The sequence below is a fragment of the Methylomonas sp. Uni0011 genome (assembly GCF_056850255.1).
Window position 1 is genome coordinate 128,256 of the sequence record NZ_JBVVNO010000008.1, and the last position, 19,370, is coordinate 147,625.

At 58.5% G+C, this 19,370-nt stretch carries 14 protein-coding genes; 2 read left to right on the forward strand and 12 right to left on the reverse strand.

The genetic code is table 11. The features are described from left to right. Positions 1-3: 3 nt before the first annotated feature. From AC0IM9_RS11965 to AC0IM9_RS11985, 5 genes are all read right to left on the reverse strand, one after another. Positions 4-660 (reverse strand): pyridoxamine 5'-phosphate oxidase family protein, encoded by a 657-nt coding sequence (locus tag AC0IM9_RS11965; protein ID WP_482804141.1) that lies wholly within the window; start codon positions 658-660, stop codon positions 4-6. 231 nt (positions 661-891) lie between these two features. Then, positions 892-2,904, reverse strand: coding sequence for a TOL_0244 family TonB-dependent receptor (locus tag AC0IM9_RS11970; RefSeq protein ID WP_482804142.1), 2,013 nt, complete (start codon positions 2,902-2,904; stop codon positions 892-894). A gap of 368 nt (positions 2,905-3,272) precedes the next feature. Beyond that, positions 3,273-4,715 (reverse strand): efflux transporter outer membrane subunit, encoded by a 1,443-nt coding sequence (locus tag AC0IM9_RS11975; protein ID WP_482804143.1) that lies wholly within the window; start codon positions 4,713-4,715, stop codon positions 3,273-3,275. After that, positions 4,712-7,894 (reverse strand): efflux RND transporter permease subunit, encoded by a 3,183-nt coding sequence (locus tag AC0IM9_RS11980; protein ID WP_482804144.1) that lies wholly within the window; start codon positions 7,892-7,894, stop codon positions 4,712-4,714. Before AC0IM9_RS11980 ends, AC0IM9_RS11975 begins: the two co-directional genes overlap by 4 nt. A gap of 3 nt (positions 7,895-7,897) precedes the next feature. Continuing rightward, positions 7,898-9,127: an efflux RND transporter periplasmic adaptor subunit gene (locus AC0IM9_RS11985; RefSeq protein ID WP_482804145.1), complete on the reverse strand. Its 1,230-nt coding sequence runs from the start codon at positions 9,125-9,127 to the stop codon at positions 7,898-7,900. A gap of 104 nt (positions 9,128-9,231) precedes the next feature. Between AC0IM9_RS11985 and AC0IM9_RS11990 the strand changes: the two genes are divergently transcribed. Beyond that, positions 9,232-9,846 carry a TetR/AcrR family transcriptional regulator gene (locus AC0IM9_RS11990; protein WP_278212688.1) on the forward strand — a complete coding sequence of 205 codons (615 nt, stop codon included), beginning with the start codon at positions 9,232-9,234 and terminating at the stop codon, positions 9,844-9,846. Between the two features lie 16 nt (positions 9,847-9,862). On the opposite strand, the gene AC0IM9_RS11995 is transcribed toward AC0IM9_RS11990, so the two are convergent. Together AC0IM9_RS11995 and dctA are read right to left on the reverse strand one after the other, a co-directional pair. After that, positions 9,863-13,447 (reverse strand): response regulator, encoded by a 3,585-nt coding sequence (locus AC0IM9_RS11995; RefSeq protein ID WP_482804146.1) that lies wholly within the window; start codon positions 13,445-13,447, stop codon positions 9,863-9,865. A gap of 210 nt (positions 13,448-13,657) precedes the next feature. Continuing rightward, complete coding sequence (dctA, locus tag AC0IM9_RS12000) at positions 13,658-14,947, reverse strand: C4-dicarboxylate transporter DctA (RefSeq protein ID WP_482804147.1); 1,290 nt, start codon at positions 14,945-14,947, stop codon at positions 13,658-13,660. A 109-nt stretch (positions 14,948-15,056) separates the two neighbouring features. Between dctA and AC0IM9_RS12005 the strand changes: the two genes are divergently transcribed. Next, positions 15,057-15,626, forward strand: a complete 570-nt coding sequence (locus AC0IM9_RS12005; RefSeq protein WP_482804148.1) for a hypothetical protein — start codon at positions 15,057-15,059, stop codon at positions 15,624-15,626. On the opposite strand, the gene AC0IM9_RS12010 is transcribed toward AC0IM9_RS12005, so the two are convergent. The 5 genes from AC0IM9_RS12010 to AC0IM9_RS12030 form a co-directional block, all read right to left on the reverse strand. After that, positions 15,551-16,165 carry a hypothetical protein gene (locus AC0IM9_RS12010; RefSeq protein WP_482804149.1) on the reverse strand — a complete coding sequence of 205 codons (615 nt, stop codon included), beginning with the start codon at positions 16,163-16,165 and terminating at the stop codon, positions 15,551-15,553. The genes AC0IM9_RS12005 and AC0IM9_RS12010 overlap by 76 nt on opposite strands. Positions 16,166-16,605: 440 nt before the next feature. Next, a complete protein-coding gene (locus AC0IM9_RS12015; protein ID WP_445370034.1) occupies positions 16,606-16,839 on the reverse strand; it encodes a hypothetical protein in 234 nt (77 codons plus the stop codon). Positions 16,840-16,929: 90 nt separating this feature from the next. After that, complete coding sequence (locus tag AC0IM9_RS12020) at positions 16,930-17,343, reverse strand: DUF4259 domain-containing protein (protein WP_482804150.1); 414 nt, start codon at positions 17,341-17,343, stop codon at positions 16,930-16,932. A gap of 22 nt (positions 17,344-17,365) precedes the next feature. Continuing rightward, positions 17,366-17,674 carry a hypothetical protein gene (locus AC0IM9_RS12025; RefSeq protein WP_445370032.1) on the reverse strand — a complete coding sequence of 103 codons (309 nt, stop codon included), beginning with the start codon at positions 17,672-17,674 and terminating at the stop codon, positions 17,366-17,368. Continuing rightward, complete coding sequence (locus AC0IM9_RS12030; RefSeq protein ID WP_482804151.1) at positions 17,671-18,708, reverse strand: RHS repeat-associated core domain-containing protein; 1,038 nt, start codon at positions 18,706-18,708, stop codon at positions 17,671-17,673. The genes AC0IM9_RS12025 and AC0IM9_RS12030 overlap by 4 nt, the downstream gene beginning before the upstream one ends. Between the last annotated feature and the right edge of the window lie 662 nt (positions 18,709-19,370).

Consider the following 19,370-nt stretch of genomic DNA (forward strand, 5'->3'; position numbering starts at 1 on the left):
AGCTTACCCTTCGCCGCGGTGCACCATCTCCCCGTAATGTTCCGGCGTAATAGTGCCGCCCAGGTTCTCGGCGATTTGTTTATCGCAGGCCGGCAACACGTCCTGCACGGCGTCGATCCGTTTCCACTGCGGTAGCGGCGTATCTTTTCCGGCTTCCGGCACGTATTGGGAACTGGCGACGCGGCTCATTTTGTGAATGTAACGCGGACAGTTGATAAAAATCTCGCTGATCGCCACCCGTACGATCGATTCCGCGCCGGCATAGTCGGCCAGCAGCGGATCGTCGGCCTGAATACGGGCGTCGCCATGGACCCGAAGCCGATGCGGCGTTTCGAAATCGATGAACAGCAGGCCGATTTTCGGGTTGCCGTTGATATTGCCCAGCGATAAAAACATGCCGTTACCGTCGTAGTTCGGAAACGCCAATTCCTGCGGACCGATCACTCTGACCAAGCCGGGATGGCCGCCTTTATAGGAACAGGTCGGATAACCGCGGTGGTCGATCGTGGTCAGAAAGAAAAAGTCGCGGCTTTCGATGAAAGCCTGGTGCTGCTCGTTGATGTGTTGTTCGACGATGATTTGCTGTAAGCGGTCCGCCAAGCGGACGGTATCGTGTTGCGTTTGCAGTTCCCGTTGTTGCGGGCTATAGAATTCGTCCATCACCGCTGACTCCCGAATCGAAAAGCCGCCATTCTAACCGAGATTGCCTGGAACGCCCTTTTAGCTAGCGGCAATGGCGAGCCGCAGTGTTGTGTCAGACAAGTAGCAGGAAAGATCGAACGTGAGTTAAGCGCGGTGCTTGCCGTATCTGCAGCCGCCCAAACTGTAAATGTCCACGCAGCCGAACCGGAATCGAGTTTTTAGGTATGGGCCTAAACGACGCGGCCGAGGCTAAAACTCCCAGGTAATTTTGCCGTAAACTCCGCGTTGAACTTCGGTAGCCTGGGTGAAAGTTTCCTGGATGTACTCCAGATGGCGGTTGTCCAGCAGGTTTTGTCCAACTAGTGCGAGTTCGACGCCGCGGCTCAACTTCCAGCCCAGCCGCAGATCCAGTGTGGTGTAGGAGCGGATATGGGCGGGGCCTGTCAGCGTGAAGGCGCTGGCGTTGTCGACGTAACGCAGCCAGGCGTCCAGCGTAACATTGGATGTCGGATTCACACTCGCCCGCAACGAGATTTTATGTTGCGGCGAGACCGCTTCCTGGTAGTAGGCGTTGCTGCTGAGTTCGGTTTGCAGTGCGCTGTAGCTGATGTCCCAGCGCCACCAGTCCAGCATTTTCATGACCGCCGAGGTTTCGATGCCGTAGGTGCGACCGGCGTTGCCATTGTTAATGTAAAACGGCTGGCTTAGAGCAGCCGGCAATTGCGAAGTATTGATTGCGCCGGGTTGGAATGAGCGCAGGGTGCTGTAGTTGTTGTAAAAGCCGGCGACGTCTATCGAGAAGGCCGGATTCGGGCTGAAGCGGTAACCGATTTCGTAAGCCAGCACTTGTTCGGCCTTGTAAGTCTCCGAGCCCATCACCGCAAGCTCCAGCGGAAACGGCGTGACGTTCTGGCCGCTAAACGGCGGCAGGATTTGACCGACCAGACTCATATCGGCGTCGACCCGCGACGGAATCCGCACCCCGCGGGAGATAGCTCCCCACAAGCGGTGGTGCGGGTGGGGAGCCCACATCAAGCGTGCTGTGGGCTGAACTTCGAAGCCGGTAAAATCGTTATGTTCCAGTTTGGACCCCAGGGTCAACCATAGGGTGTCGTCGATTAGCGTCAGTTGGTCTTGCAAAAAACCACTGTAATAGCTGTTATCGCGGTCGGTAGGTCTGAAGGAGATCAGATCTGGACGGATATCCGTTACGTCGGAAGACGAGTAACGGAATCCTAAGCCCCAGATAATGTCATTCCACGCGTTCAGCGCGAAATGGTGTTGAAAATCCAGATCGGTGGTGTGGCGTTCCTCGTCGATGAACCCTTCACGCCGGTTGTAGGAATCGAGATACAGCTGTAGTGTCGTGCTTGAGGTATCCGAGAAATTATGTTGCCAACGGCTGACGATATTACCGCCGCTGGCCATGGCCCGGTCGCCGACCACTTGTCGATAGGGCGCGGTTAGCGTAGCGAGCGAGAGTTGTTGGTTTAAGTCGGCGGAGTACATGTCGCCTTGTATCGTTAGCGAATCCGCGTCCGATACCTCGGAATCGAGGCGGAAGCCGCCCTGCATCTTGCTCCAATAATCTCCGGCACTGCTGCCGTTGGCCCGCGCCAATGCGTCGCGCTCAAACCCCTTCAGATAGGCACGGGCGGTAGTCGTATCGTTTACGCGGGTACCGTAGCGAAATGCGCCGAATGCTCTTTCTTCTGTGCCGCCGCCGGCGCTGACGAGTCCGCCCTGGGTGTCGGCACTGTGTTTGGTGATGATATTGATTACCCCATTGACTGCGTTGGCGCCCCACAACGCGGCGCCGGAACCGCGGACCACTTCGATGCGCTCGACGTCTTCCAACATCACATCTTGAAGTTCCCAATACACGCCGGCAAATGCTGGCGTATACAGGTTCCTGCCGTCGATCAGCACCAGCAGTTTATTGGCAAAGCGGCCGTTGAAGCCGCGCGAACTGACCGCCCATTTGTTGGAGTCGATCCGGCCGACGTCGATGCCGGGCGCCAAGCGCAACGCGTCCGGAATGCTGGTGGCGCCCGAGCGCTTGATGTCTTCGTTGCTGATCACGAATACCGCGGCGGCGGAATCCTGCAAGGACTGGACTTTTTTTGCCACCGAAGTAATTTTTACCGCCATCAGTTCTTCCAAGTTCAGATCGGTCAGGTCGGCATCCGCATGCGGGCTACCCGGTAGCCAAACCAAAATCGCAGTCGCGATCCGAAATAAAGACGGAAGAGTTTTGTTCATGAAGTGCGGGGAAAACGAATATGTCTTGCTAAGCAGTGGTGGTGAAGAAATAAGGATAACTTTAGTGAAAGATCGGAGATCTGCAAGATTCTATTTTTTGTGCGGAACTGCTTGAGTTTTATTGGAGAATCGAGAACGGCAGCTGCAAGCCGACCCGATCGAGCGATGCGAAGCGGCCTGGCCGGATCGGCGCCCGTGAAACTGGCGCCGGGTCAACAGTCAATTGTGTCGGATTTGTTGACCGCGAACGAAAGTCGTTCTGTCCCCATTTCGCCAAGGCCATGGCTGGGGCCGCACCAGCACAAGCTGCGGTTTAGAGGCAGATTAGGCGGAGGGCTCCGAGATATTGGAGCCCGTGCTCAAAGGACCTAGTCGGCGGCAGGCTCGGCAACGGCTTCCCAACCGCCGCCCAGCGCCTTGTAGACTGCGGCCAGCGCCGTCGCCGCGGCGGTTTCACTTTGCGCCAACTGGCTTTGGTCTTGCAGCAGCCGCTGCTCGGCATCCAGTACCGTCAGAAAATCGCTGATGCCTTCCTGATAGCGCAATTGCGCCAGCTCGCGGGCCTTGGCGCTGGCGGCCGCGGCTTTGCTTAAATCCGCTCGCCGGCTCAATTCCTGGCGATAAGCCACCAGGCTGTTTTCGGTTTCTTCCAACGCGTTCAGCACGGTTTGCTCGTATTGGGCCAGACTCGCTTCGGCGCGGGCGTCGGCGGCTCTGATCCGGGCGTAAACCCGGCCCAAGTCGAACGCCGCCCAAGTAATGCGCGGACCGATCGAATAGGCATCGCCGCCCGGCGCGACCAAATGGGTCAAGGTGTTGCCTTCCAGAGCAATGCTGCCGACGAAGGTCACCCGCGGAAACAGGTCGGCCGTGGCGACGCCGATTTGCGCGGTCGTTGCGGCCAGTTGGCGCTCGGCCATGCGAATGTCCGGCCGCCGCCGCAGCAGTTGCGCCGGATCGCCGATCCGGATCGTTTCCGGCGCTTTAGGTAATGCTTGTTCGGTGCTTAAGGTAGTAACCAAGGCATCCGGCATCTGCCCGCTCAACACGCTCAAGCGGTGGATGGCCTGGGCGATGGCATTTTCCAGCGGCGGGATGCCGGCGCGGGTGCTTTGCAATTGCGCCTCGGCCCGCGACGTGTCCAGTTCGGTGCCGCGGCCGTTGTCGAATTTAACCTGAGTGATTTCGAGGGTTTGCGCTTGATTGTCGGCATTACGTTTCGCCACGGCCAACTGGTGTTGCAGGCCGCGCAACGCAAAGTAATTGCGGGCGACTTCGCCGATCAGGCTGACCTCGACGTCGCGTAAACTGGCCTCCTCGGCGGCGACCTGGTCGTCGGCGGCTTCGACGCCGCGCCGGACCCGGCCGAAGAAATCCAATTCCCACGAGGCGTCGAAGCCCATGCTGTACAGTTTCAACTCGCGCGGCACGAAAGCCCGGTTATTCAACGAGCCGGCGCTACGTTTCTGTTCGTTGTAGCTGGCGCGCGAGGTAACGGTCGGCAGCAGGCTCAGGCCGGATTCCAGATACAAGGCTCTGGCCTCGGCCAGATTGGCTTTGGCGGCTTGCAAATCGCGGTTGTGTTGCAGGCTTTGCTCGACCAGATGTTCCAACAAGCCGTCATCGAACAATTTCCACCAGGCCACCTCGCTGCTGTCCGCCGCAAACAGCGGGGCAGGGGCGTTGACGAATTGGCCGGGCAAATCGACGGTGGCCGGCGTTTGGTAATCCGGGCCGACCGCGCAGCCGGCCAGCAGACCGGTTGCAACCATGGCCTGAGCCAACGGGCGAAGCTTCAAATTAAGATTCATGGCATTGACTCCGCGCCGGCCTGTTGCACCTTGGCATTGCGACGCAGTTTGCTGGCCAGCCCTTGAACCGCGACGAAAAACACCGGCGTCAGCAGCAAACCGAAAATCGTCACGCCGATCATGCCGCTGAATACCGCTGTGCCCAGCAAGTGCCGGGATTCGGCGCCGGCGCCCTTGGCGATCACCAACGGAAACACGCCCATCACAAACGCGAACGAGGTCATCAAAATCGGTCGCAACCGAATCCGCGCCGCCTCGACTGCGGCATCGAAGCGGCTCAAGCCCGATTCCTGGCGGTGTTTGGCAAATTCGACGATTAGAATCGCGTTCTTGCTGGCCAGGCCGACCAAGACGATGAAGCCGATCTGGGTGAAGATGTTGTTGTCCATGCCGCCGATCCAGACCCCGGTCATCGACGACAAAATACACATCGGCACGATCAGAATTACCGCGAACGGCAGGGCCCAGCTTTCGTATTGCGCTGCCAGGGCCAGGAACACGAAGATCACGCTGAGCGGGAACACCAGCAACGCCACGTTGCCGGCCAGCACTTGCTGCAAGCTGAGCTCGGTCCATTCGAAGTCGAAACCGGGCGGCAGGTTGTCGCGCAATACCCGGCCCATTTTCTCGATGGCATCGCCGGAGCTGACGCCGGGCAGGGTGCTGCCGTTGATTTCGGCGGCGGTGTACATGTTGTAGCGGGTGATTTTATCCGGACCGCTGATTTCCTTGACGTCGGCGACCGCGCCCAACGGCACCATGCCGCCGCTCAGGTTTTTGGTTTTGAGCTGGGTGATGTCGCTGGGCAGCATCCGAAAATCGGCATCGGCCTGGGCCGTGACCTGATAGGTGCGGCCGAAGATGTTGAAATCGTTGACGTACAACGAGCCCAGATAAATCTGCAAGGTGTCGAACACGTCTTTCAATGGCAGGTTCATCGACTTGACCTGAGTGCGGTCGACGTCGACGAACAACTGCGGCACGCCGGCGCGGAAGGTAGTGAACAAGCCGACCAAACCCGGTTGCTGGTTGCCTTTTTCGATCATTTCGCCGGTGACTTTTTGCAACTCGTCGATGCCGGCGTTATTGCGATCCTGCACTTGCAATTTGAAACCGCCGACCGAACTCATACCGCGGATCGGCGGTGGCGTGAACACGGCGATGCGGGCGTTGGGGATGGCGGCCAATCGCTGGTTCAGGGTTTTGACGACTTGCGAGGCATGCAGATCGGGGCGGTGAGCGCGGCTGTCAAACGAGTCCAGCCGGGCAAACATGGTCGCGACATTCGATTGGTTGGCACCGCTCAGAATCGACCAGCCGGCGTAGGCGTTGATATGGCTGACGCCTTCGGTGTCCAGCACGATTTTACTGGCTTGTTGCACCACATCCTTGGTGCGGGCCAGCGATGCCGCGTCGGGCAATTGCGCGTACAGGATCAGATAGCCCTGATCCTGATCCGGAATGAAGCCGGTCGGCACTTTTTCGAAGGCCAGAAAATTCAGGCCGTTCAAACCTACGTACAAAACCAGAACCACGGCGACCATCCGGATCAGTCGCGCGACCAGTCTGGAATAGCCGAGGCTGAAACGTTCGAAGAAGCGGTTGAAGCGGACGAAAAACCAGCCGAATAGCTTGTCGAACAGTTTGGTGAAAGCGTCCTTGTTTTCGTGGGCGCGGTCCAGCAATAGCGCGCACAGGGCCGGGCTCAGGGTCAGCGAGTTGAAGGCCGAGATCACCGTCGATACGGCAATGGTCAAGGCAAACTGTTTGTAAAACGCGCCGGAGACGCCGGTGATGAAGGCGGTGGGTACGAACACGGCGACCAACACCAGGGCCGTGGCGACGACCGGCCCGACCACTTCGCTCATCGCCAGCCGGGTGGCTTCGCGGGCGTGCATGCCTTCGGCAATATGGCGTTCGACGTTTTCGACCACGACGATGGCGTCGTCAACCACGATACCGATCGCCAAAACCAGACCGAACAATGACAAGGTATTTAAAGACAAACCCAAGCCGGCCATCACCGCAAAGGCGCCGATCAGCGACACCGGGACCGCCAGTAACGGAATCACCGCCGCCCGCCAGTTTTGCAGGAAGACGATCACCACCAACACCACCAAACCCAGCGCTTCGAACAGGGTCTTGACCACGGCGTCGATCGATTGCTGAACGAACACCACGGTGTCGTAGACCAGCACGTAATCCAGACCTTCCGGGAAGCGGGTTTTCAGTTTCTCCATCGCTTCGACCACGGCCTTTTTGGTGTCGATGGCGTTGGAGCCGGGCAATTGGAAGATCGCCAGGCCGACGGTATCTTCACCGTCCAGGAACAGGCCGGAGTTGTAGTCCTTGGCGCCGAGTTCGATCCGCGCCACGTCCTTGAGTTTGGTGACCTGGCCGTTGGCGCCGGGTTTAATCACGATTTCGCCGAACTGTTCCGGATCGCTCAAGCGACCCAGCGTGCTAACCGTATATTGGTATTCGGCTGCGGTCGGCGACGGTTGCTGACCGACCACGCCGGCCGCGACTTGCACGTTTTGTTCGCGCACGGCATTGACCACCTCGGCGGCGGTCAGATTGCGGGCGGCGACTTTTTCCGGGTTCAGCCACAGACGCATGCTGTAGTCGCGGGCGCCGAACAACAGAATATCGCCGACGCCGGGCAGCCGGGCCAGCGTATCGCGGATTTGCAATAGCGCGTAGTTGCTCATGTAAACGCTGTCGTAGCGTTTATCCGGCGATACCAGATTTACAACCAGGCTTAAGTCGGGGCTGCGTTTTTTTACGCTCAAGCCTTGGCGGCGTACTTCTTCCGGCAGTTTGGGTTCGGCCAGTGCCACCCGGTTTTGTACCAACACCTGGGCTTTGTCCAGATTGGTGCCGGGTTTGAAGGTGATGGTCAAGGCCATGACGCCGCTATTGGTCGATTGCGACGACATGTACAGCATGTCCTCGACGCCGTTGACTTCCTGTTCGACCGGCGTTGCCACCGTTTCGGCGACGACTTTGGCGTTGGCGCCGGGGTAGGTGGCGGTGACAACGACGGTGGGCGGAGCGATTTCCGGATATTGGGCAATCGGCAGGCCGATCAGCGCCAGGCCGCCGACCAGCACGATCACAATCGACAGTACCGAGGCGAAGATCGGCCGGTCGATAAAAAAGTGGCTGAATTTATCCATGGTTTATTGGCCTCCCTGGCCGTCGAGCGCGGTTTTTTCCGGAACGACGGTGGCGCCGGGTCGCAATTTTTGCAGGCCTTCGACCACGACCCAGTCATCGGCTTTCAAACCTTCGCGTACGACACGCAACTGACCGATGCGGGCGCCGGGCTTGACCGGCCGGTATTCGGCCTGGTTATTGGCGTTGACCACCCAAACGAAGCGCTGGGCCTGGTCGGCACCGATGGCGCGATCCGGCACCAACAGGGCCGGATAAGCCGCCGAACCTTTCAGGCGTAGGCGGGCGAAGAAGCCGGGGCTGAGCAGTTCGTCGGGATTGGCAAACACGCCGCGCAGGGTCAAGGTGCCGGTGGCGGCGTCGGCGCGCGGGGCGATGTAGTCCAGTTTGCCCTGGTGGGGAAAGCCGTCTTCGTCGGCCACTGCCGCTTCGACCGCCGCGCCGTGCAGATCGGCGGTGGCGTTGCCTGCCTGCTTGGCCTGGCGCCGGTATTTCAACACCGATTGTTCGTCGGCATCGACGTAGACGTAAACCGGATCGGTCGATACCAATTGTGTTAATAGGGTGTCGTCGGCTTTGACCAGATTGCCGACCGTCAACAATTCGCGGCCGACCCGGCCGCCGATCGGGGCGCGGATTTCGGTGTATTCCAGATTGAGTTTGGCGGTGTAGGCGCTGGCTTCGGCCGAAACCACGGCGGCGGCGGCTTCGCGCAGGCCTTTGCTGCGGGCGTCGTATTCTTCGGCGGAAATGGCTTTGGCTTTGAGCAGGTTCTCGGCGCGGGCCAGATCGTTTTTCGCCAGTTCGCGTTTGGTTTTGGCCCGTTCCAGTTCGGCGTTGGCGAAATTCAATTGCGCCTGCAACGGTTTGGGGTCGATCAGAAACAGCAGGTCGCCTTTTTTGACTTTATCGCCGGCATGGAAATTAACCTTTTCCAGGTAACCGCCGACCCGGGCGCGGACATCGACGGCATTGACGGCTTCGATGCGGCCGGTGTACTCGTCCCAGTCGCTGGTTTCCCGGCTCAGGGGTTGGGCAATTTTGACGTTGGCCGGCGGCATGGCGGCTGCGGTATTGCCCGGCGCGCCGGAATCGCCGCAACCGGATACGGCCAATTGCAGAGTGAATGCGAAGATGCTGAGACCAAGTCCTCGTCTGGCAAAGCGGGTCGGGCCTACTTGTGTTGCGGGGATGCGCGGATAAGCCCCCACTACCGATTCCAAAATAAATGCCATGCCCTCTCCCCTGAAATGCCTCAACTAAAAATGGTAATACCTATTACCGTTTAGTCTAGGGTATCATCGTTTGGCAAGTCAATTTATTTCATGAGTACGACAGCATGGTTAAATGTGGCCGCCCGTGTAAGGGCGACGAGCAACAAAGCCGGGATAGATTACTCGACGCGGCGCTGCAGCTTTTTTTGGAACACGGCTACGGCAATTTGAGTATGGAAACCATCGCCCGCGACGCGCGGGTCTCGCTACGGACCGTTTACAGCCAATTCGGCGGCAAAGCCGGCTTGTTCGGCGCGTTGATCCGCCGCTGCAGCGACCAGTTCATCGGGAGTCTGTGCGGCGAGTCGCCGCCGGAACAGGCTTTGCAAAGCTTTGCCTGCCAGTTTTTGTTTCGCATCACCCGTCCCGACGTATTGCGGATGCGGGCGATTCTGATCGGCGAGTCGCCGCGATTTCCGGAATTGGCGACCCAATTTTACGAACAGGGGCCGCGGCGGACGTTGGCGGCGCTGGCGCAGTTTTTCCGCCGCCACCAGCAAGCCGGTGCGATTGCCGATATCGACCCCGATTTTCTCGCCGACCAGTTCGTCAGTGCCGTGCGCGGCGAGCGGTTGCAGCGCCTGCAATTGGGCCTGGAGCCAACGCCGGATGCCGCCGAAATCGAACGCTGGGTGACGCCCGCTGTACGCCTGTTTCTGGCGGGTTGTCTGCTCAAGTAGGGTTTGGACCAGAGAGTCAAGCGTTCTCGTCGGGGGAGCCGGTCGGGTTGGCCCCGTGAATGTCCGACTCGCTGGAAACGCTGCCACAATCGCCGACCAGGCTGGAGATCGCGATGCGGCCGCGGTCCAGGGCGCGTTGCAAAACTTGCGGCAAGTCTCCGATGGCGAGTTGCCGGTGAAATGCGAGTTCCAGACGTTCGGCGGCTTCCCAAATCGCTACCAGAGCCAGATTGGCGGCCGACCCTTTCAGTTTGTGAACCAGCGCGCGGGCTTGTTCGCCGTCACCGGCGGCGATTGCTTCGGCTATCGCATCGCCGTCGCGGCCGTGGTTGGCGATAAACTTTTCCAGATAGGTTTTATAGACGTCCAGTTCCCTCCAGGCCCGCAAACCTTTTTGCAGATCGATAACCGGCGCTGCATCGGCCGCCGGGACATCAGGCCCAGTCTCAGTCGTTGAAGATTGCGCCGGTCGTGAGGCATATTGTCGAAGGTAGGCGATCAACTTGTCGACGTCGAACGGTTTGGCGATAAAACCGTTCATCCCGGCAGCCAGCGAGGCCTCGATTTGAGATTGAAAGGCCCCGGCCGTCAGGGCGATCACCGGCAACGCGGTTAATCCCAGCTGCTCGCGGATGCGGCGGGTGGCTTCGTGGCCGTCCATCTCCGGCATCTGCACGTCCATCAGCACCACATCGGCGCAACCGGGGTTGGCTTTCAGCCAGGCCAGTGCCGCGACACCGTCGTCGGCCAAAAACACTTCGGCCGCTTCCGATTCCAGAATCCGCTTCGCCATATCGCGGTTGATTTCGCTGTCGTCGACCACCAGTACCCGCAACTCCCGGAGTTGGCCCTGGCTGGCCGTATCGCTCGGCCGCTGGCCGCGGTTACCTTGCGCATGACGCCTGGCTTCGCTGATTGCGTTGTACAGGGCCGATGCGGTGACCGGTTTGTTCAAAATCGCATCCGCCAATTCCGAGCCCGGTTCGTGGCTCAAGACTTCGCGGTCGTGCGCGGTGGCCATTACGATCAACGGCGCCTCCGGCGCGCCACCGAGTATCTGCTTGATTTCTTTGCCGGCCTGTAAGCCGTCCAGGCCAGGCATCCGCCAGTCCAGCAAAAGAATGTCCGGCAGTTTGCCGTGGCCGGCAGCCCGGCTGCGGATGCGCTCGACCGCTTCTGCGCCGGATGCGACCACCTCCGGGTTCCAGCCCAGGCTGCGTACCGTTGCCGCCAGCATTTCCCGGGCCAGTGGATGATCGTCGGCAATCAGCACGTTTTGGAAGGTCAGTGCCGGATGGGCGTAATCCCGCGCATCTACCGGTGTCGTTGGAATTTCGAACCAGAACTCGCTGCCTTTGCCTAACTCGCTGCTGACGCCGATCTCGCCGCCCATCATTTGCACCAGGCAACGGCAGATCGACAAGCCCAGGCCGGTACCGCCGAACCGGCGGGTGGTGGAGGTGTCTTCTTGCGAAAAAGCGTTAAATATTTCGGCTTGTTTATCGGCGGCGATGCCCTTGCCGGTGTCGGTGACACTGAAGCGCAAGCCCGGCTTGCCGCCGACGCTGCAGCGGGCGACGGCCAGCGCGACGCTGCCGTGGGCGGTGAATTTCAGTGCGTTGCCGGTCAGGTTGACCAGTACTTGCTCCAGCCGCAAGGCATCGCCGAGCAGGTATTCGATGCCCTCCGGGGCCGGCCCCATGATGAATTCGACGTCGTCGTTGGCCGCGACCGAAGACATCAAGGTCGCGACATTATCCAGCACATCGTTGAGCCGGAACGGCGTGCGCTCGATTTCCAGCCGGCCGGATTCGATTTTGGAAAAATCGAGTATGTCGTTGATGATCCCCATCAGCGACCGTCCCGCCATGCGGATTTTTCTGACCAGTGCCAATTCCTCGGCGCCGAGCGGGGCTTTTTCCAATAAATAAGCGATGCCGAGAATCGCGTTCATCGGCGTGCGGATTTCGTGGCTCATATTGGCCAGGAAATTGCCTTTGACGTGGGCCAGACGTTCCGCTTCCCGCCGCGCGGTCTGCAATTCGGCGGTGCGTTCGGCGACACGTTGTTCCAGTGTTTCGTTCATTCGCAGGATTTCGTCCTGGGTCCGCTTGCGTTCAGAAATATCGACGATGGTCGCCAGCACGAAGAACTGTTTATTGTCCCAGAACGGGCTTAGGCCGATTTCCAGGGCGAATTGGCTGCCGTCTTTGCGGGTGCCGTACAAATCGCGGCCGGCTCCCATCGTCCGGCTGGACGGCTCCCGCATATATTGCGCGCGTTTTAACGCGTGGCCGGCACGGTCGGCGTTGGCCAGCAGCACTTCCACCGGCTGTCCCAGCAGCTCGGCCAGGCGGTAGCCGAACATGGCCTCGAAGGCGGGATTGCCCATGGCGATCCGGCCCTCGGCATCGACTACCAATAGACCGTTGGTATTGGCTTCGAACAGCATCTGAAAACCGGCTTGCGCTTGGTGCAGCCGCAAGGCCGAATCGGCCTCGCTCCGCGCCAGGGCGGCGGCTTTTTCGGCACGGGCTTGCGCGGATTTGGCCTGAACCAGCCGGTGGATGCCGAGCCCGAATAGCGCGAGTAACACCAGCGCCCCGCTGATTTTGGCCGGCCATACCCGAAGTGCCAATTCGGTCAGCGTCCGTTCCGGCAAATGCGTAACGATTGTCCAGCGGACGTTGTGAGCCAAGGGTGCGTCGCCGTTCGGTACCGGTGAGGCCGTGCTCCAGGTCCACAGGCCGTCGCCGAGCCGGACTTGGCCGCGGCTTTGTTGCGACATTGCGGCCCAGGCGGCCGGATTTTTGGCAGCCAGCGTCAATTCGCGCTGGAACATGAAGCCCCACTCGTCGGCCGGATTGGGACTTTTCAACCAGTAACCGTCGGCGTTGAGCAGCATTAACCGATCAGCGGCAGGGCCGGCGCTGGCAACGAAATCCTGTAGCATCGAGCGCGCGGCGACGTTGATCATCAAAATCCCCGCGGGGCTGCCGTTGGCCTGAAACACATGGGTGGCGACCCGCAATGTCGGTTTATACGGGATTTCAATCTGATCGCGGTCCATATTGAGGTCCAACGGTGAGATGTAGACTGCGCCGCGGCTGAGCCGAATCGACTCCTGGAAGAAATAGCGTTGTTGTTTATTCTGAAGCTCGTGTTGCGGCACCAGATAGGGACGGCTGTCGACATTGTTGATCCGGACTTTTTCCCATCCTGATTCGTCGATCCAGCGGATTTTGTCGTAGCTGGGATTCCGGGCCATCAATGTCAGAAAGGCTTCCACCATGGGTTGAAAATCGCTATTTTTTTCGGCCTCGTAGACTTGGCGTACCGGCCTTTCGCCGGCCAGACTCAGCAAATGCCGAATCGGCACTGCTAATTCCTGGTCCAGTCGGCCCTGGCTTAAGTCGACATAGGTACGCTCCTCGGCCATCAACATGGTCAACTCGCTGTGCACCCGCGCTTCGCCCAGGGTCCAGGCTCCGACCGCAATCAGAGCGGCGATCGGCAGAAACAACAGTAGAAAGTCTTTTAAGCTGCCGCGCTGCCTGTAACCTCCCGGTAAATCGGACGATTTGCTTGCAGTCGGTGACACTCGCTCCATATTCTGCTCACTTGGTGGTCGGTTCGGTAAGCGGTGGCTCTAGCATTGATGCTGCGTTAGCCGATGCCTGAAACTCTTGCTGAAACCCGGCCGCCCGGCATGCCGGAATCAATCCGGAACCGGTCTTGGGCTCTGCACTTTATACACTAGACTCGGTGGCAATGAAAACAGCGGAATCTTGAACAAACTAAGTCTTTGGGCCTAGTGCTGTGCGCGACCGCGGCCGGCGTTCAATTCGGCTTGCAATCTTTCCCGGTCCAGCTCGCGCTCGGAGTGGGAGATGACAATCGCCGCCACGGCGTTGCCGATCAAATTGGTCAGGGCCCGGGCTTCGGACATGAAACGGTCGATGCCGAGTATCAACGACAAGGCCGCCACCGGCACCGCCGGCACCACGCTCAGCGTCGCCGCCAGCGTGATGAAGCCGGCGCCGCTGACGCCGGACGCACCCTTGCTGGTCAGCATTGCTACCAGCAACAGGCTCAGTTGCTGGCCGAGCGGCAGCTCGATATTCAGGGCCTGGGCCATGAATAGCGCCGCCATCGTCAGATAAATGTTGGTGCCGTCCAGATTGAACGAATAACCCGCCGGAACCACCAGACCGACCACAGAACGCGAGCAGCCCAGCCGCTCCAGTTTCTGCATTAGCGGCGGCAAAGCCGACTCCGACGACGAGGTGCCGAGGACGATTAGCAGTTCCGCCCGGAGATAGCTTAAAAGTTTGAACAGATTGAAACCGGTGAGTGCGGCAATACTGCCCAATCCCAAACCGATAAATAGCACGCAGCTCAGGTAAAAACACCCCATCAACGCTGCCAGCGGTTTCAGCGCGGCAATCCCGTATTTGCCGACCGTAAACGCCATGGCGGCACCGGCACCGAGCGGTGCCAGTTTCATCACCAGATTCAGCATCGCGAAAAACAACTGTGCGCTTTCCTCGACGAAGCGGTGCACCGAGCGGCCGGCTGCGCCCATCCGCTGCAAGGCGAAGCCGAACAGGGTCGATACCAACAATACTTGCAGCAAATCGCCGGAACCGGTGAAAGCGTCGGTGAAGGTTTTCGGAATGATGTGCAACAGAAAATCGGCAAGCCGTTGCTCGGTGGCCTGCTTGACGAAGCCGGCTACCGCTTGCGGATCTAAGGTGGCCGGGTCGGCGTTAAACCCGGCGCCCGGTTTCAGCAGGGTGGCGAGCAACAGGCCCACGCCGAGGGCGAAGGTGGAGACGATTTCAAAATACAGCAAGGCTTTGATCCCGATGCGGCCGGCTTTTTTCATGTCCTCGGCCCCGGCGATGCCAAGCACGATGGTGCAGAAAATCACCGGCCCGATCAGCATTTTTACTAACCCAATAAAAGCGTCGCCGATGGGTTTGAGCAGCACGGCATGGCCGGCATCCAGTGCGCCGAACAAGGCTCCGCAGACGATGGCGGCCAACACGGCAAGATAAAGGCGCGGCGAAGTCGGGGCAGGGTGCGGTAAGTGAGTCATGGGGCGAATGAATGGCGGCGGATCCGGTTGATCAGGTTATTATGGTACGGGATTGCAGGCAAAGCGTCTGCGCGGAAATGGCTGCCAGCGGCCACGGGAGACTGAACACATGGGCGGATTGGGCCGGACCCGGCTTATCGGTATTTTCTTAATTGGTTTGGCCGGTTGCGCCGAGTTGGCCGTGATCGACGGCACCTTGGTCTTTACATCGGCCGATACCGGCTGTATCGGCAAGGTCGCAACCCCGGCCGCGGGGTTGGAGCCGGTCGCCGACGACAGGCTGGTCGAAATAGCGTACGGCGTTCCCGGTCAGGGTAAATTGTGTACCGGCGGGGCCTTTATGGTGTCGGCGCCGTTGACCGTTTACCGGGTCTGGGACAGCGGCCGGCCCTACAGCGAATACGGCAATTGGTGGACGTTTGCGGCGCCCGCCGCCGATCTGGAACAATACCGCGAATTGGAAGCCATCTGTCCGGAATGGAGCGCGCCGGACCGGCTCAGCGTCTGCCAGATCAAGGTCGGAACCCGGATTGCGGTCGGGCCGGGCCAAAGCGTGCAATGTGCCGACGGTTCGAATTACCCGCCCGCCGCCGCGAACCAGATTTATATTCCGAACGACGCCGCCAAGGGGAAAATGTATCTCGAGCATTGTGCGCCGGCTGTCCCCTGGCCGCAGTAGCAGCGCAATAAATCGAAAGACGGATGCCCCAGGCTGATCAGGCGGTCGTACTCGATTTTGCGGCCGTCTTCGGCGGTGACGCTCAGCAACTGGTGGCCGTAGTCCCAGACGTAAGTCAGGGTGTGGCCGCCCGCGCCGGGCGTTTGTTGGGTAAGGACATTGTTGTTGAGGTCGTAGGTATAGGTGGTGGTTTGATTGTTGGCGTCGGTCTCGCTGAGTTTGCGGCCGAAGTCATCGTAGCCAAAGCTGGCCTGGGTAGTCACCGTGTCGCTGGCTGATACGCCGCTGTCGGCGTTGATGGCCGTGCCGCCGTCGGCTGTGGTCTGGCCGGCCTTGATTTCCGTCAAATGGCCCAGGTTGTTGTAGACGTAGCGGGTGACGGGGCGGATGGTTTGGTTGAAGGTGGCGCTGCTCGGGTTTTGATCGACATAAGCCGGCCCGGCCACGCGAACCAAGCGGCCCAACGCATCATAACGCTTCAGGGTATCGCGGACGGACTCGGTGGAGCCGGCGGCGGGCGTGTCGGTGGTTTTAACCACTTGGCCCAGCGCGTAGTAGTCGAACTGGCGGATTTGTCCCAGGGTGTATCTGGCGATCTTGGGTTGGGTGACGCTTTTCAGGCGGCCATCCTGGCTGGCGTTCCAGTAACTGTAGAGCGTGCTATTGCCGTTGGGATCGGTGACCGATTTGACTCTCCCTGCGGCATCCAGTTTGCGGCTGACGTGGTGGCCGGCCTTGTCGTAGGCCTTGGTCCAGCGGTTGACGGCGTCGTAATCGAAACCCAGCGTGTAGTTGTCCGGGTCGGTGATTTGAGTCAGGTTGCCGGCCGGGGCGTAGCGGTATTGCGCGACGTGGCCGCCGGCCTCCCACCACCGAGATTGGTTGTTTGAATTGTTAAAGAGCTATAGCGTTTAATCTCGCGTGGGCACAAAAACCGTGCCCACCGGGCTCATGCTGCGGAACCGCGATGCGTTCCGCCTTACGAGGTGGCGGAAAGCAGATGATTGTGCTTGGTCAACACATGCTCCAGCGGAGTCAGCCAATTGACCAGATCGGCGCAAACCGCCACCACGCCGTGGTAGTAGATGACATTGGCAAACAGGTCGACCGGAATCTTGAAGTAGGCGTAGTCGAGCAGCGCGTAGCAGACTACGAATAGCGTGAAAGTGAGCCATTCACGACTTTTTCCAATGAAATTCGTGTTGTTACTCACTTACAAAGAAATCCTTGCCTCTACCTTGCAGCCTGGGTGCACGTTATCGGGTTAAGTCCTATTTTTATGTGTATGCCGCCTGTACCCGAATTACTGCAGCAAACCGTGTAGACGTCGCTTGATTGATAGCACAGTTTCATGCCATGCAGGATAGTCTTGCTCATTCTCTTCCCAAAGCTGCTTCAGTTCGCTGTTATCGCCAAGAATGCGATCAATCGCCTGTAACGCAACAGGAATTAACTTCGACGTATCCAGCGCCTCGTGGTTCTTCACCCACTGACGCACGTCGTCAGGTAAATTCGTTGATGGATTACCGCTAAAGGCTACGATAACCTCACAGGTACACAAAAAGCGCGATCCTTCAGGTGCCTCTATGTAATCGGCAGCATTTAGAACAGCATAAATCGCGTTACTTAGAATCTCTAAACCATGAGCGGCTGCCAATTCGTTCATCCAATCTGCCGCATCATCATTATCAAAAACTCCGCTATCCCATGCACCCATGTATTTTTCTATTGTGAAAAAATTAAAAGTCTGAAAACTTACATCCAAGCTTATTCTCAAATTCTGGAATGAGCCTTCCGCTTTGTTCCCGCATTTCGCGAGCGATCAATTCGGGTATCTCTCTAAGCCCTTGCCTAAGACCTTTTACGATTTCTCTGCCTAATTTTGAATCGACGCCGTCAGCCAGCATTTGCTTAAGTTGAGTAACTGATTCATCGTAACTATTTGCGTAAGCAATAAGCTGCTTATTTTCAGTTTCTTTAAAAAGTACTATCAATTGCTCACAAGCTGCCATCATAGTATTAATTTTCGAAAGTGTTTTTTCTGTCATGGAAATGTACCGGGAGTTGTTACTGGCCCAAACCTTGGTCTCGATGGCGAATTATCCGGTAATGGGCCAAATTGATCGATTGATCGGTTGATATAGCTTGGGCGGTTAATGTTGAAATCTGCAACACCGTTGATTTTGTTTCTTGCATCACCACCTACGCTTTGCGCACCTCCATTGTAGTCAATCAATTGCTGCTCACGCCCGCGGATTGCCCCATAATCTGTGGAAACCTGATCAAGTACAGGTGCGGAAAAGCCTTCTGCATTCAACAATGGCTGACCAGCGGCACGTCTATTTAGAATCTGCTGAACCGTTTCGTCAGCAAACCCACTCGTTCTGCCGGAATAGACATCATTAGTAACTGGATTTGTCCGTGTGTATGTTACATAAACTTCCGTTCGATCTTGGCGAGTATCACCAGAAAGCGATAATGGCAGCAATAATGCACCTATCGTCGGACTAACAGCTGCGCGGCTAGCCATGCCCATTATACTGTCAGCCAAACTCCCTGCGGTAACTTCAGCCCCAATTGCACTGGCTGTCGCCCCAAAAGCTAGTGAATTACCAGTAGAGATGCCACCAATGCCTGCTCCACCCTGATTCGAAGCATAATAACTGCCGTTCTGCGAGGCGAACTGGACACTCAGCGGATTCAGAGCATTCAATCCTGTCGGGTCGGTCAAGTTGACTGGGCTATTGTGGACGTACGCGTAGCGGTTGAGCCCATCGACGTAGCCCAAGGGGTCGCGCTGGGTAAACCGTGTTTGGTTTGGATCGTAATACCGCGCCCGATAGTAAATCAGCCCGCTGGCGTCGGGCTCTCTGCCGGTATAGCCGTAAAGCGGAACGGTTCCGGTGCCGCCGATCTTGGCGCCGTAGGCGTCGAAACGTTGCGTGGCTGTTATTGCTTTTGCAGCATTGGTGGTAGCGAGGACTGAGCCCAGGCCGTCCTGGTGGTAGTACTGGGCCGTGGCGGTCGGCAGGTTGATGTTGCCTGTCAGCCGGGCCAAGGGGTGGTCGGTACCGGCCTGCACGTAGACGGCATTGGCGGTGGTCCAGTTGCCGCTCGGGTATTCGGCGTAGATCGAGTTTCCGTCGTAGTGGTAGTTGGTGACGGTGGCGCCTTCGCTTTTCCAGATTCTTCTGCCCTGGTCGTCGTATTGGTAACCGGCGATGGTGGCGCCGTTGACCTGGATTTGATTTAGCCCGCGTAGGGCGTATTAGCGATAGCGTAATACGCCGGATGATTAAAAACCAACATGCGACGCAATATGGCTTCGACTATTGACGCCCTAAGTGGCACGCAGTCAGCGTACACCTAGTTTAAGGGTTTTCTGCACGGCAAGCGCACACTGATTGAGTGACCAAGGGGTTTTGTAATCAATGCCGTTAAGTTAAGCGATAAACCGGCCTGTTGACGTTGTGTTGGAGCAGGCCATGCCTGCGACCGAAGGCGATGATCGCGGGCATGGCCTGCTCCTAGTGCGCTCGTGACGGCGCACACATAGCATGGTGAAAGTCCATGTCAGGGTATGCCAAGGCCCTGTAGCTGAAGATAACTGCGTCGTTGCGAAACGGGGTGGAGAGCAATCGGAGGCGAACTGGCGGTCCGCAGGAGACGAACTCGATTCGGCGGGACACGGCGGCGAGCCTGCTAGGAGATGGCGAAGCCTGAAACGCATCGAACACGTTGGTT